The 13177-nt window shown below is 44.5% G+C and carries 11 protein-coding genes, 5 tRNA genes, 2 rRNA genes and 2 pseudogenes; 18 read left to right on the forward strand and 2 right to left on the reverse strand.

Annotated features, from left to right (window positions below; translation table 11 throughout):
- Both B158_RS0109255 and rrf read left to right on the forward strand, forming a co-directional pair.
- A 23S ribosomal RNA gene (locus B158_RS0109255) occupies nucleotides 1-87 on the forward strand; the annotation flags it as partial.
- A 129-nt stretch (nucleotides 88-216) separates the two neighbouring features.
- Nucleotides 217-332: ribosomal RNA gene (gene rrf / locus B158_RS0109260) — 5S ribosomal RNA — on the forward strand.
- Nucleotides 333-962: 630 nt separating this feature from the next.
- On the opposite strand, the gene B158_RS0109265 is transcribed toward rrf, so the two are convergent.
- Complete coding sequence (locus B158_RS0109265; RefSeq protein WP_018625095.1) at nucleotides 963-2756, reverse strand: DEAD/DEAH box helicase; 1794 nt, start codon at nucleotides 2754-2756, stop codon at nucleotides 963-965.
- A gap of 264 nt (nucleotides 2757-3020) precedes the next feature.
- Here B158_RS0109265 and B158_RS0109270 point away from each other — a divergent pair, with 264 nt between their 5' ends.
- Entirely contained in the window at nucleotides 3021-3512 is a 492-nt protein-coding gene (locus tag B158_RS0109270) for a hypothetical protein (RefSeq protein ID WP_018625096.1), read from the forward strand.
- Nucleotides 3513-3572: 60 nt separating this feature from the next.
- Here the strand turns inward: B158_RS0109270 and B158_RS0109275 are convergent, their stop codons facing one another.
- Nucleotides 3573-4871, reverse strand: a complete 1299-nt coding sequence (locus B158_RS0109275; protein ID WP_018625097.1) for a metal-dependent hydrolase family protein — start codon at nucleotides 4869-4871, stop codon at nucleotides 3573-3575.
- Nucleotides 4872-5059: 188 nt separating this feature from the next.
- Between B158_RS0109275 and murB the strand changes: the two genes are divergently transcribed.
- From murB to rplJ, 15 genes and pseudogenes are all read left to right on the forward strand, one after another.
- A complete protein-coding gene (gene murB, locus B158_RS0109280; protein ID WP_018625098.1) occupies nucleotides 5060-6091 on the forward strand; it encodes a UDP-N-acetylmuramate dehydrogenase in 1032 nt (343 codons plus the stop codon).
- On the forward strand, nucleotides 6092-7069 hold the full coding sequence (gene birA / locus B158_RS0109285; RefSeq protein ID WP_018625099.1) for a bifunctional biotin--[acetyl-CoA-carboxylase] ligase/biotin operon repressor BirA: 978 nt from the start codon (nucleotides 6092-6094) through the stop codon (nucleotides 7067-7069).
- A 17-nt stretch (nucleotides 7070-7086) separates the two neighbouring features.
- Entirely contained in the window at nucleotides 7087-7935 is an 849-nt protein-coding gene (locus B158_RS0109290) for a type III pantothenate kinase (RefSeq protein WP_018625100.1), read from the forward strand.
- A 96-nt stretch (nucleotides 7936-8031) separates the two neighbouring features.
- Nucleotides 8032-8107 (forward strand) — tRNA-Thr (locus tag B158_RS0109295).
- A gap of 125 nt (nucleotides 8108-8232) precedes the next feature.
- Nucleotides 8233-8316: transfer RNA gene (locus B158_RS0109300), tRNA-Tyr, on the forward strand.
- Nucleotides 8317-8414: 98 nt separating this feature from the next.
- Nucleotides 8415-8488, forward strand: a tRNA-Gly gene (locus B158_RS0109305).
- A gap of 19 nt (nucleotides 8489-8507) precedes the next feature.
- Nucleotides 8508-8583, forward strand: a tRNA-Thr gene (locus B158_RS0109310).
- Nucleotides 8584-8710: 127 nt separating this feature from the next.
- Nucleotides 8711-9235: pseudogene (locus B158_RS13720) on the forward strand (GTP-binding protein); the annotation flags it as partial.
- A 12-nt stretch (nucleotides 9236-9247) separates the two neighbouring features.
- Nucleotides 9248-10018, forward strand: a pseudogene (locus B158_RS13725) (elongation factor Tu); the annotation flags it as partial.
- Nucleotides 10019-10080: 62 nt separating this feature from the next.
- Nucleotides 10081-10156 (forward strand) — tRNA-Trp (locus tag B158_RS0109320).
- 49 nt (nucleotides 10157-10205) lie between these two features.
- Nucleotides 10206-10577 carry a preprotein translocase subunit SecE gene (secE, locus tag B158_RS0109325; protein ID WP_018625102.1) on the forward strand — a complete coding sequence of 124 codons (372 nt, stop codon included), beginning with the start codon at nucleotides 10206-10208 and terminating at the stop codon, nucleotides 10575-10577.
- A gap of 10 nt (nucleotides 10578-10587) precedes the next feature.
- Complete coding sequence (gene nusG, locus B158_RS0109330) at nucleotides 10588-11121, forward strand: transcription termination/antitermination protein NusG (RefSeq protein ID WP_018625103.1); 534 nt, start codon at nucleotides 10588-10590, stop codon at nucleotides 11119-11121.
- Nucleotides 11122-11256: 135 nt separating this feature from the next.
- A complete protein-coding gene (gene rplK, locus B158_RS0109335) occupies nucleotides 11257-11685 on the forward strand; it encodes a 50S ribosomal protein L11 (protein ID WP_018625104.1) in 429 nt (142 codons plus the stop codon).
- Between the two features lie 4 nt (nucleotides 11686-11689).
- Nucleotides 11690-12385: a 50S ribosomal protein L1 gene (rplA, locus tag B158_RS0109340; protein ID WP_018625105.1), complete on the forward strand. Its 696-nt coding sequence runs from the start codon at nucleotides 11690-11692 to the stop codon at nucleotides 12383-12385.
- 253 nt (nucleotides 12386-12638) lie between these two features.
- Entirely contained in the window at nucleotides 12639-13166 is a 528-nt protein-coding gene (gene rplJ / locus B158_RS0109345; protein ID WP_018625106.1) for a 50S ribosomal protein L10, read from the forward strand.
- Nucleotides 13167-13177: the final 11 nt, after the last annotated feature.

The raw sequence follows: 13177 nt of genomic DNA on the forward strand, positions 1-13177 counted from the left end.
TGTAGACTACGACGTTGATAGGTCAGGTGTGGAAGCGTTGTGAGACGTTAAGCTAACTGATACTAATTGCTCGAGAGGCTTGACTATATAACACCCAAGTGGTTTGTATAGCAAATAACTGAAACGATATAACACTGGTGAATACTGCAAACAGATTTTAACTTCTTCTGCCGAATTGAAAGACTTGNACAAGCATAGATACTCAATTTTTTTATGCTTGGCGACAATAGAGAGTTGGAACCACCTGATCCCATCCCGAACTCAGAAGTGAAACGACTCATCGCCGATGGTAGTGTGGGGCTTCCCCATGTGAGAGTAGGTCATCGCCAAGCGCTTATACAAAGAAAAGGGCTCACCGCAAGGTGGGCCCTTTTTCTTTGCATCAATGGTTTTGCGGACCGATTTTATTTGTTTAGGACAGGGTAGCTGATGAGAACCACAGCATTGAATATAACCTCTCATTATTAAGCTTTCTCCTTGTAGGCGACCTACAGCCTTGCTTTACAAGGCTGGAGGGAATACCTTTAGGTATCATCGCCATACCCTGAGGGCACGCGAGCGCTTGTACCAAAACCCCGTCCGCAAGGTCGCGGTTTTTTTATTGCCTGAGATTAAGTTAAACAGAAAAGGTAGGTAGACCAGATATTGCTCCATTAGTTTCTGGCACTTCCACCACCATCCTTGTTGATCGTGCGTGACCAGCAAACTTGTTAACAGGGTTTGTATAGGTTCGGTACTATATAAATTACCCAAAAAGGTGACGAAAGATATTGTTTTGTGTGATATTGGGTCTTGGGAAGTTATAATTTGTATGTATGGTCAATATTAATTTGTATTTATAAATAGCGATGTGATTGTCAGTAGCTAGTTATTTGGTAGGTTTGAAGTTAAGCCATGGAAAGTGCTTTCTATGAGATTTAAATAGTAAAAAAAAAGGCCTCGATTGAGGCCTTTATTAGTATTTACTTTTTGGATTTTCCAACTTTACCTTTAGGCTTTCCTTTGTCTTTACCTTTAAACTTTTTGTCGCCTTTTCCACTAGACTTATTGCTTTTCTGATCACCAATAACAGTTAGGTTCATCGGTCTTCCAGCAACATGAGCTTTGCTTAAAATTTGTAGAACTTCTTTTGGCATACCAGATGGTAAATCAACTGTAGTAAACTCATCGAAGATATCAATACGACCAATATATTCGCTGTCTAGTTCGGCTTCATTAGCAATTGCACCAACGATGTTGCTAACTTTAACATTATGGCTATGACCGGCATCGATTTTAAAACGTTCCATCTCAATGTCGGGATGTGCCTTTAAAGGTTGTGCATATGGAGAAAAACTTCTGTCACTGCCACGCTTAGAGCCTTCATCACGACTTTTGCGGTCGCGACGCTCGCCTCTTTCCGGTCTGTCAGAGCGTTCTTTTTTAACTTTTGGCATTTCTTTCAATATGAGCTCATCGCCGCCAGCTAACTTTGCTAATGCTGCAGCAATTGTTTCTGGTTCACAGTCGGTCTTAGCTTCTAGTTTCTGCACAAATTGTTTAAAGAAATTGAGGTCATCAGTTTCTATTGTACTTAACACTTTTCGTTCGAACCTGCTCATGCGCTGTTCATTGATGTTTTCAATGCTTGGCATTTGCATTTCAGTAATTGGCTGATTGGTTGCACGTTCAATGGCTTTGAGCATACGACGTTCGCGGTGAGCAACGAATAAAATGGCATGGCCACTACGTCCGGCACGACCAGTACGACCAATACGGTGTACATAAGATTCGGTGTCGTAAGGAATATCATAGTTTACAACGTGGCTGATACGCTCGACATCAAGGCCACGAGCCGCCACATCTGTAGCAATTAGAATATCTGACTGGCCTTTTTTTAATTTTTCAACAATTCGTTCACGAGCATTCTGGGCTATATCTCCGTTTAGTGCTTCAGCTCTAAAGCCCCTGGCGGTCAGTTTGTCGGCAAGTTCAATAGTCGCAATTTTGGTACGAACAAAGATGATCATGCCGTCGAATTCTTCGGTTTCCAGTACGCGGGTAAGTGCATCCAGTTTATGCAGTCCGCTGACTAACCAATAGCGCTGGTCAATAGTTGTTGCAGTACTGGTTTTAGATTGAATCTTGATATGCTCTGGTTCATTGAGATATTTTTCGGCAACCTTTTTGATTTCTTTAGGCATGGTTGCTGAGAAAAGGGCGATCTGCCGGGTATCAGGCGTATGCCCAAGAACCCACTCTACGTCTTCAATAAAACCCATTCGTAGCATTTCGTCAGCTTCATCAAGTACTAGTGCTTTCAAGTTGTCTAGATTGAGAGTGCCGCGACGGATATGATCCATCACACGACCAGGGGTGCCCACAACAATTTGTGCACCGCGTTTCAATTGTCTTAGCTGGGTGTCGTAACGTTGGCCGCCATATATTGGTAACACATTCATTCCAGGCATATTTTTAGCGTAGCTTTGACAAGCTTCCGCAACCTGAATGGCGAGTTCTCGTGTAGGGGCCAGAACTAATAATTGTGTATTGCTATCTTTTGCATCTAGCTTTGAAAGCATGGGTAAAGCAAAAGCAGCAGTTTTACCAGTTCCGGTTTGAGCCTGGCCAATAATATCTTTACCGGACATAAGAACTGGGATACTGGCACTTTGAATAGGGGATGGTTGTTCATAACCTACCTGTTTTATGGATTTCAATACGGCAGGAGAAAGCCCCAGTTCGTCAAAACTGGTGATCGTTTGATTTTGTGTCATCAGTGTTACCTATAAAAAAACATGAAGAGCGAATTTGCTCGAATAAGCGTAGGCCACATGAAAACCCAATTTCAAAAGATACAACAATCGCGGAATAATCGTAGAAAGGATGTACTGAACTGACCACTTGCTTAACGGGGGCGATTATACACATTATTCAAGCTGGGTGTTAGTTCTATCGCTAAAGAGGCCAATATTAAATGCAATTGCTTTCTACCAGACAATCTGACATTCTTTGGAAAAAACTAAGGCTAGGACATCAGAATGAAATTTTTGGGGATGATATTAAGTATCGCGTTACTCGCTGGTTGCTGGTCACAGGATGAAATGTTACGTATCCAGAAGAATGGCGACACGACAATGGCAATCATTGTTATGCCAGACTGGGAGTTTACTACTAAGGAAGAAGTGAGTTCTAAAGCCGCAAGCTATGAAGAAGAGATGCGAAAGGCGGGTTGGATAATTCAGAAAACTAGCAAAACGTACTCTAATGGTTCTTTTGACTTACAATATGTTCTGACCGGCAATCTACACAAAGTTGCTTTAAGCACTCCATTTTATGAAATTATTTCACGAAATCAGAAAGAGATAAAAATCAGGTTCTTAACGCCGAGTATCGATGAGGAGCGAGTTTATCGTAAGCTTTATTTTGATTACTCAATTGCCAATACCGCTACAGTATTTGACAGCAATAAAAGCCTGGTGCAAGAAGTTGGTACTGTCAACGAGGAAAGTCGTTATACAATTTCACTGTGATTATAAAAAAGCCGGTCTGCTTACCATGGGTAATCGACCGGCTTTTTTGAACATCGAGATTTACTTCTTATAGATCTTTCCGTCTTTCATGACAAACTCAATATTTTGTAAAAGTGTAATGTCTTCAACGGGATTTCCATCCACTGCAATAATGTCGGCTAACTTACCTTCTGCAATCACTCCAATCTGATCATTTCCAAGCAGTTCAGCTGAGGTCACAGTTGCGCTCTGAATGGCCGCCATTGCGGGCATGCCAGCCTCAACCATATATACAAATTCTTTCGCATTATCGCCATGAGCTGAAACACCGCTGTCAGTACCAAAAGCAATTTTGACACCGTAATCGTAGGCTTCTGCAAACGTATTCTGAATTTGCGGGCCTACTGCACGCGCTTTGGGGCGAACGATTTCCGGGAAAAAGCCATCAATTTCGGCTTTTTCTGCAACAAACTTACCAGCGATAACCGTTGGTACATAGTAGGTGCCGTGTTTTTTCATGGCTCGCATGACTTCTTTATCCATATAGGTACCATGCTCAATACTGGTGATTCCGGCTTCAATCGCGCGTAGCATGCCTTCTTTTCCGTGGGCGTGCGCGGCTACGTGCATACCATAGTCGTTTGCGGTATCAATAATTGCCTTAAGCTCTGCAATGGTAAACTGCGGATTCTGCCCACTTTTAGCAAGGCTCAGGACACCGCCAGTTGCAGTAACTTTTATAAAGTCAGCACCTTCCTTATAACGCTGACGAACTGCTTTCTTGGCATCATCTACACTGTTTACCACTCCTTGTTTCGGACCTGGGTTACCCATTAGGTCTGCATTGACACCGTTGGTTGGGTCTGCATGACCACCTGTCGAAGCAAGCGACTTACCTGCGGAATAAATACGAGGCCCATCTACCCAGCCCTGATTAATGGCATTGCGAAGTGAGATGGTCACATTGTAGCTATCGCCAGGATTACGAACAGTCGTAAAACCCGCGAGTAAAGTACGCATGCCATATTCATGGGCGCGGTAAGCAAGATCTGCGGGGTTTAAGGTAAATCCCTCAACATAAGCTGTTGGACTCATTTCACCATCCAGATGAACGTGCATGTCCATTAGTCCTGGCAGACAGGTTTTATCGCTTAGGTCTATCAAGGATGTACTTGCAGGTTTGTCAGTGGTTACTTCAGTAATCTTATTGTCACTAACTTTTATATAGTGCTGACCAAGGACCTCACCTTCTTGAGTATCTATCAAATTACCACAATGGAGCCATTGCACCTTTGCAACGTCATCGGCGGCAAAGCTTGAGGTTAATGGCAGTCCTGCTATCAGCGTAGCAAGGGCGAGAGCTGTCTTAGATATCTTCATAGTGTTCCCCCATTTAATTCGTGGTTACAGAAATACCTTAATTCAGAGTGCAGTGCAATCGAGTTGACTAAGGCTTTTTATCAAAACTGTAACTAACTGTTAATTCAGCGAATGTATGACGATAGTATTTCAAGTGGCTTTTGATACAATGCAGGCAACTTATATCTCTAATTTAACAGGCAATAGTCTTGGCTCAATCAGTTCCTGCTTCATTAAAACCTTTCAATACCTTCGGTATTGAGGCTACCTGTAACGAGCTGCTTAGCTTCAATGATGAGCAGGCGATTCGAGATTGGTTAGTACAAAGCCAGCCAGATACTGATTCCTTATTTATTCTTGGTGGCGGTAGTAACTTACTCTTACTCGATCATATTGATCTAACCTTTATTCAGCCGAACATACAGGGGATCGCTTATCAGGAAAAAGAGGGCAGTGATGAAGTGCTGGTAACTGCCGGTGCCGGGATGAATTGGCATGAGCTGGTATTGGATACTTTAACCAAAGGCTATAGCGGACTAGAGAACCTGTCATTGATACCCGGTAATGTAGGTGCAGCGCCCATTCAGAACATTGGAGCCTATGGTGTTGAGTTTAAAGATTGTTTTGTTAGCTTACGAGCGGTTGAACTAACCAGCGGTGATGTGAGGGAATTCTCGGCTGCGGATTGCCAGTTTGGTTACCGCGATAGTATTTTTAAGAATTCTTTGAAAGGCCGTTATGTTATTACGCAGGTGACTTTGCGATTGAGTAAGGCTTTGCAACCACATATAGACTATGCACCTTTGAAACAGCTACTTGCAGACAAGACTGAAATCACGGCTAAAACCATCAGTCAGGCAGTCATTGCAATTCGGCAAAGCAAGCTGCCAGACCCTGTTAAGCTAGGCAATGCTGGTTCCTTTTTTAAAAATCCGGTGGTAACCGTTGAACAATACGAAACGCTCAAGGATGCTTTCGCAGAGCTAGTGGCTTACCAAATCGATAATGAGCATTATAAGTTAGCCGCTGGTTGGCTGATTGAGCAGGCTGGTTTAAAGGGCTATCGACAGGGCGATGCCGGTGTTCATGAAAAACAGGCTCTGGTGTTAGTTAATTATGGACGGGCAACTGGTCAGGACATACTTAACATTGCCAAACACGTTCGAGACAAAGTACTTGAACTGTTCGGTGTTGAGCTGGAGCCGGAAGTCTGGATTATTGGTAAACAGAAGATATTTTGAATGACAGAGCATCGCGATCAGCAGTTGAGACAACTCATATCCTTATTAAAAGATGCTGACTTCCACTCTGGGCAGAAACTTGCTGAAGAGCTGTCTGTTAGTCGTGCCTATATCTGGAAGCTGATGCAGCAATTGGAAGAGTTAGGACTGGAGTTTGAATCAGTAACCCGTAAAGGGTATCGACTGATCAAGCCACTCCAGCTTATAGATGCAGAGAACTTGAGCAAAAGTATGGCCCAGCGAGGATTGTCAGACTGGCAATGCGAGGTTTTGTTATTGACTGACTCGACCAATGAGCAGTTAAAGGGAGAGGGGTTCCGACATAAGAAACTGCTCGCGGCAGAATACCAGTCTGCTGGTCGTGGACGTCGAGGCCGTCAATGGGTTTCACCATTGGCGAGTAATTTGTACTGGTCGACTGGTTGGCAGACTCAAATGCCTGTCCAGCAACTGGGTGGGCTCAGCCTGGTTGTGGGTCTTGCCATCATCAACGCGCTTGGTAATCTGGGAATCAAAGGCGTGCAGCTCAAATGGCCAAATGACATTCGTTACCAGGGTAAAAAGTTGGGTGGTATTTTGATCGAGCTATCAGGCGATGTGGCGGGTGCCCTACAAGTTATAATTGGTGTCGGTTTGAATATGCAGATGGGTGCAACCGCAGCTAAGCAGATAGAACAGCAGTGGATGAACCTAAATGAAATTGGGCCTGAGATCAGTCGACAGCAGCTGTTAACAGAAGCGACTATTGAGTTAAGCCGTGCATTGGAGTTATTTGAGCTACAAGGATTTGAAGCATTTCGTGATGCCTGGCAGGAAGTGGATGAATGTTATGGTCAAAAGGTGACTATTCTGCAGCAGAATCAGGAGTTAAAAGGCATTGGTGCCGGAGTTGATGCAACCGGAGCGCTGCTGCTGCAAACAGGGAAGGGTATAATGCCGATATACGCTGGTGAAGTCAGTTTGCGCTTCAGGCATTAAGCAAGGGACTAAGCAGAATGATATTGCTAATTGATGTTGGAAATACGAGGAGTAAGTGGGCACTCACTGATAATGCTCATGGGACTAGCTGGTTGCTATCAGGTTATTGGGACAATCAAAGTTTTAATCAGATGCAATGGATCGCGCAGCTAGGTGAACTCAAACAGACCGTGGAGCGAGAGCATCAAGACTCGATTGATACAGTTTTAATTAGTTGTGTTGCAGGAGAAGACATCCGACACTTACTAAACAACCATATAAAAGAAGCATTAGGTGTTTCTCCTCAGTTGCCGCAGGCTTCCGCCGAGTATCAAAGTCAGCAGGGAACAAAACTGATCAATAGTTACAAGGTTGCTGAAGCGTTAGGTGTAGACCGTTGGTTAGCGATGGCTGCGGCAACTGAGTTGACGATGCCGCCATTTGCAGTCATTGATGCAGGAACAGCGATCACACTGGATGTGGTTGGTGCTAATGGAAAGCATCTTGGAGGACATATTATTCCTGGACAGAGGTTGATGCAGTCCAGTCTATTGAAGGACACTGGACGAATAGCATGGAGTGCCCAGCATAATCTAGACAGCGAAAGTGACAATGACTGGTTAGCAACTAATACACAACAGGCTGTTGCATTAGGAGCATTGCACGCCAGTGTGGGGTATCTGGAGTCGGTGACCGATAAGTTACTCCAGCATATGAGTTTAAATTCCATTATTATGACAGGGGGCGATGCCGAGCAATTATGCGGCCTGCTCAATCAGCCAATTAAAAAATACGTAAAATACCAAAAAGATCTGGTTTTACAGGGACTTTTTTATTGGTATCTGACTAATTTGCCTAAAAAAACGGCAGATAAAGCCAATTCGTAGTCAAATTAAAAAAAATCATAAAAAAGCATTGCCAAACCAAAATGAGGTCGCTAAAATTCCCGCCACTTAATGACATGCCCCAGGCATGATGATTAAGCCGGCTTAGCTCAGTAGGTAGAGCAACTGACTTGTAATCAGTAGGTCGCCAGTTCGATTCCGGCAGCCGGCACCATTATTCCAAAGGGTTGCAACGCAACCCTTTAGTTTAAAGTAGTAAGGTAAAGATTACTGCTTGCAATTTCTGCAACAAATTGGCATCATGCGCGCTCTTTTGAGCAGACATGTTGCTCAAGTCCTGGAGGGGTTCCCGAGCGGCCAAAGGGATCAGACTGTAAATCTGACGCGAAAGCTTCGCTGGTTCGAATCCAGCCCCCTCCACCATTTTTCACCCAGTCAGCAAATCTTATCAGTGACAACTGAGTCAGAGCTGACGGGTAGCGAACGACTGTTCGTGTGCTTTACCACAGTGTGGATTTAGCGCGGGTATAGTTCAATGGTAGAACCTCAGCCTTCCAAGCTGATGATGCGGGTTCGATTCCCGCTACCCGCTCCAATACTGTTTCAAACAATTTGCCGATATAGCTCAGTAGGTAGAGCACTCCCTTGGTAAGGGAGAGGTCAGCAGTTCAAATCTGCTTATCGGCACCAGCTTTGCCCGGGTAGGTATATCGGGGTAAACAATAGGGTGCAGGGTGCAGCTACGAGATCGTATGCCCCGGTAGACACCCGTTTTAACATTGGAACTTAAAACGCGGATATTCCGGGAGGCTATATAATGGCTAAAGAAAAATTTGAACGTACGAAACCGCACGTAAACGTAGGCACTATTGGCCACGTTGACCACGGTAAAACGACTCTAACTGCAGCAATCTGTACCGTATTGGCGAAAGTCTATGGTGGTTCAGCACGCGCATTCGCAGACATCGATAACGCTCCAGAAGAAAAAGAGCGTGGTATCACGATTTCTACGTCACACGTTGAGTATGAAACTCCAAACCGTCACTACGCGCACGTAGACTGCCCAGGACACGCTGACTATGTTAAAAACATGATCACGGGTGCTGCTCAGATGGATGGCGCGATTTTGGTATGTTCAGCAGCAGATGGCCCAATGCCACAGACTCGTGAGCACATCTTGTTGTCACGTCAGGTAGGTGTACCAAAAATCATCGTATTCTTGAACAAATGCGACATGGTAGACGACGAAGAGTTGTTAGAGCTAGTAGAGATGGAAGTTCGTGAATTGCTAGACCAATACGAATTCCCAGGCGACGACACTCCAATCATCCGTGGTTCTGCGCTTAAAGCGTGGTTAGACGACGAAGAGTTGTTAGAGCTAGTAGAGATGGAAGTTCGTGAATTGCTAGACCAATACGAATTCCCGGGCGACGACACTCCAATCATCCGTGGTTCAGCGTTGAAAGCGTTGGAAGGTGATGAAGGCCCATTAGGTCAGGAAGCTATCGTAGCATTAGGCGAAGCTCTAGATACTTATATCCCAGAGCCAGAGCGTGCGATTGACAAGCCATTCTTGTTACCAATCGAAGACGTATTCTCAATCTCAGGTCGTGGTACGGTAGTAACNGGCCGTGTTGAGAGCGGTGTGGTGAAAGTAGGTGAAGAAATCGAAATCGTTGGTATCAAAGATACGACNAAAACAACGGTTACCGGTGTTGAGATGTTCCGTAAACTTCTAGACCAGGGTGAAGCTGGTGATAACGTGGGTGTACTACTACGTGGTACTAAGCGTGATGAAGTTGAGCGTGGTCAGGTATTNGCACATGTAGGCTCAATTACTCCACACACCCGTTTTGAAGCAGAAGTATACGTTTTATCGAAAGATGAAGGTGGTCGTCATACTCCATTCTTCAAAGGCTATCGTCCACAGTTCTACTTCCGTACAACTGACGTTACTGGTGCTGTAGAGTTACCAGAAGGCGTAGAGATGGTAATGCCAGGCGATAACATCAAAATGAACGTAGAGTTGATCGCCCCGATTGCGATGGACGAAGGTTTGCGCTTTGCGATCCGTGAAGGCGGTCGTACAGTGGGCGCAGGTGTTGTTGCTAAAATTATTGAATAATCAATTGCAATTCAATTAAGGCAGGGTATAATTCCCTGCCTTAATTTTTGACAACCAGTTTTAGGCCAGTAGTTCAATTGGTAGAGCGTCGGTCTCCAAAACCGAAAGTTGGGGGTTCGAGTCCCTCCTGGCCTGCCACTATTCTTAGTTTAGCAAGTTTAAGTGGCTGATATTAAAGGTTTATTTCATGAGCGCACAGGCGACAAATACAGGTTCTAAATTAGACGGATTGAAGTGGTTTCTAGCATTCGCATTGATCGCGGGCGGAATCTATGGCTTCAACTACCTGTCTGAAGAGTCAATTTTAATTCGCACAGCTGTTGTGTTAGTGTCCGTAATTGTGGCGATTGCCATTGCTATGGCTACCGCAAAAGGGCAAGCATTCTGGAAATTTGCTCGTGAAGCACGCACTGAGTTGCGTAAAGTTATTTGGCCAACCTCAAATGAGACGGTTAGAACGACCATTATGGTTATCATCATGGTGATCTTGCTTGGATTATTCTTAGCTCTAATCGATTGGCTAATAAATAGCTTTTTAATTAGTCCGATCATCGGCTAGGAGTTCTTGCATGGCACTACGTTGGTACGTTGTACAGGCCTTTTCAGGCTATGAGAACAAAGTCAAAACCATGCTGGAAGAACGTATCCAGTTATCTGGTTTAGAAGACAAGTTTGGTGAGATTCTTGTTCCTACTGAAGAAGTGGTGGAGATGAGAGCTGGCCAGAAAAGACGTAGTGAGCGTAAATTTTTCCCAGGTTATGTACTTGTTCAAATGGAAATGGATGAGGAGTCCTGGCAGGTTGTACGTAATACTCCACGCGTCATGGGCTTTATCGGCGGGACATCAGACCGTCCGGCTCCAATCAGTGAGAAAGAAGCCAATGCGATCCTGAATCGCATAGAAGACAGTGGTGATAAGCCGAAGCCTAAGGTATTGTTTGAACCCGGCGAAATGGTTCGGGTTACTGATGGTCCGTTCGCGGACTTCAACGGTGTCGTAGAGTCTGTAAACTACGAGAAAAGCCGATTACAAGTGTCTGTCTCTATCTTTGGACGCTCAACTCCTGTAGAATTGGAGTTCAGCCAAGTCGAGAAAGGCTAGGCATTTTAAACTAATTCAGCGCATCTCTGTTTGGGGAACCAACACGGGGAGCGCTTTATTGTCTTTGTAAAAAAGACATTTTGTTAAACCGGGGAGCTAGAGTCACTAGCGCTTGAACCCACATAGAGGTGAAACATGGCCAAGAAAGTCGAAGCTTATATTAAGCTACAAGTAGCAGCCGGTATGGCTAATCCTAGTCCACCAGTTGGTCCTGCATTGGGTCAGCATGGTGTAAACATCATGGAATTCTGTAAAGCTTTTAACGCTCAAACAGAGAAAGTGGAAAAAGGTCTTCCTATTCCAGTAGTTATCACTGTTTATAATGATCGTAGCTTTACCTTCATTACCAAAACCCCTCCAGCAGCGGTTCTTATCCTGAAAGCATTAGGCCTTAAGTCTGGTAGTGCAACTCCTAATACCAAGAAAGTGGGCAAAATTACCCGCGCTCAATTGGAAGAGATTGCAAAAACTAAAGAGCCTGATTTAACAGCTGCGGATATGGATGCGGCCGTTAAGACAATCGCTGGCACAGCACGCTCAATGGGCGTTGACGTAGAGGGTTAAGATAATGGCTAAAATTTCAAAACGTATTCGCGCCATCAATGAGAAAGTTGCTGGTCGCACAATATTTTCAGCTGAAGAAGCGATTCAGTTGTTAAAAGAAGTATCTGCTGTGAAGTTCGACGAAAGTGTTGAAGTTGCAGTAAATCTAGGTATCGATCCTCGTAAATCTGATCAGGTTGTACGTGGTGCTACCGTTCTTCCAAACGGTACTGGTAAAGATGTTCGTGTTGCAGTATTCACCAACAATGTTGATGAAGCTAAAGCTGCAGGCGCAGATATTGCCGGTATGGACGATTTGGCTGAAGAAGTTAAGAAAGGCAACTTGGACTTTGACGTAGTAATTGCTAGCCCAGACGCAATGCGTGTGGTTGGTCAATTAGGTCAAATCTTAGGTCCTCGTGGCTTAATGCCAAACCCTAAAGTGGGTACGGTAACTCCTGATGTAGCGACTGCTGTTAAAAATGCAAAGGCTGGTCAGGTTCAATACCGTGCAGATAAGAACGGTATCGTTCACGCTGCAATCGGTAAAGTAACATTTGATAGCAATGCTTTACTAGAAAACTTAACGAGTCTTCTAATCGCATTGAAAAAAGCTAAGCCAGCTTCATCAAAAGGTACTTATATGAAGAAGATTTCTCTTTCTTCAACTATGGGTCCTGGTTTAGCAATCGATCAGTCAAGCTTATCGCTTAAAGACTGATTATAAGGGCTTTGGGTTTCCTGGGGTGTGAAAGCAATTCAGGGAACCGTCAAAGACCGTAGGTACTGGTGAATCGCTTATCACTCGTGATTACGACAAACTGGTTTAATCATTGCCTACGCAGACGGTGAGACCTTGATGAAACTTTTTTAAGTGGAATCGTTCACCGTAACTCAAAGGATAAGGCTTGCCTTATCAAACGTAAAACTCGACCTGAGCGTAAGCGAAGGTTCGAAAAACTGGAGGTGAACTAGTGGCACTTGGACTTGAAGGCAAAAAGGCGATTGTTGCTGAAGTAAATACAGTAGCAAAAGACGCCCTTTCAGCCGTAGTAGCTGAGTACCGCGGTTTAACAGTTGAGCAAATGACTGCGCTTCGCGTGAAAGCACGTGAAAGCAATGTTTATGTGCGCGTTATTCGTAACACGCTAGCTCGTCGCGCTGTTGAAGACACTGAGTTCGCTTGTATGCAAGATGCATTAACTGGTCCTTTGGTTTATGCGTTCTCTATCGATGCACCTGGTGCAGCTGCACGTCTTTTTAAAGACTTCGCAAAAGAGAACAAACAGCTTGAAGTGACTGGTATTGCTATTGGTGGTGAGTTACATGGCCCTGAGCGTCTTGACGCTGTGGCTGCCTTGCCAACAAGAGAAGAAGCACTTGCTACATTGATGATGGTTATGAACGCACCTATCACCAAACTTGCTCGTACTTTCAAAGAAGTACCAGCCAAAGTTACTCGTGTGGTTGCTGCTGTTCGCGATCAAAAACAAGCGGCTTAAGACTCTTAGTT

This window comes from Kangiella aquimarina DSM 16071 (genome assembly GCF_000374105.1).
In the GTDB taxonomy this organism is placed as follows: Bacteria; Pseudomonadota; Gammaproteobacteria; order Enterobacterales; family Kangiellaceae; genus Kangiella; species Kangiella aquimarina.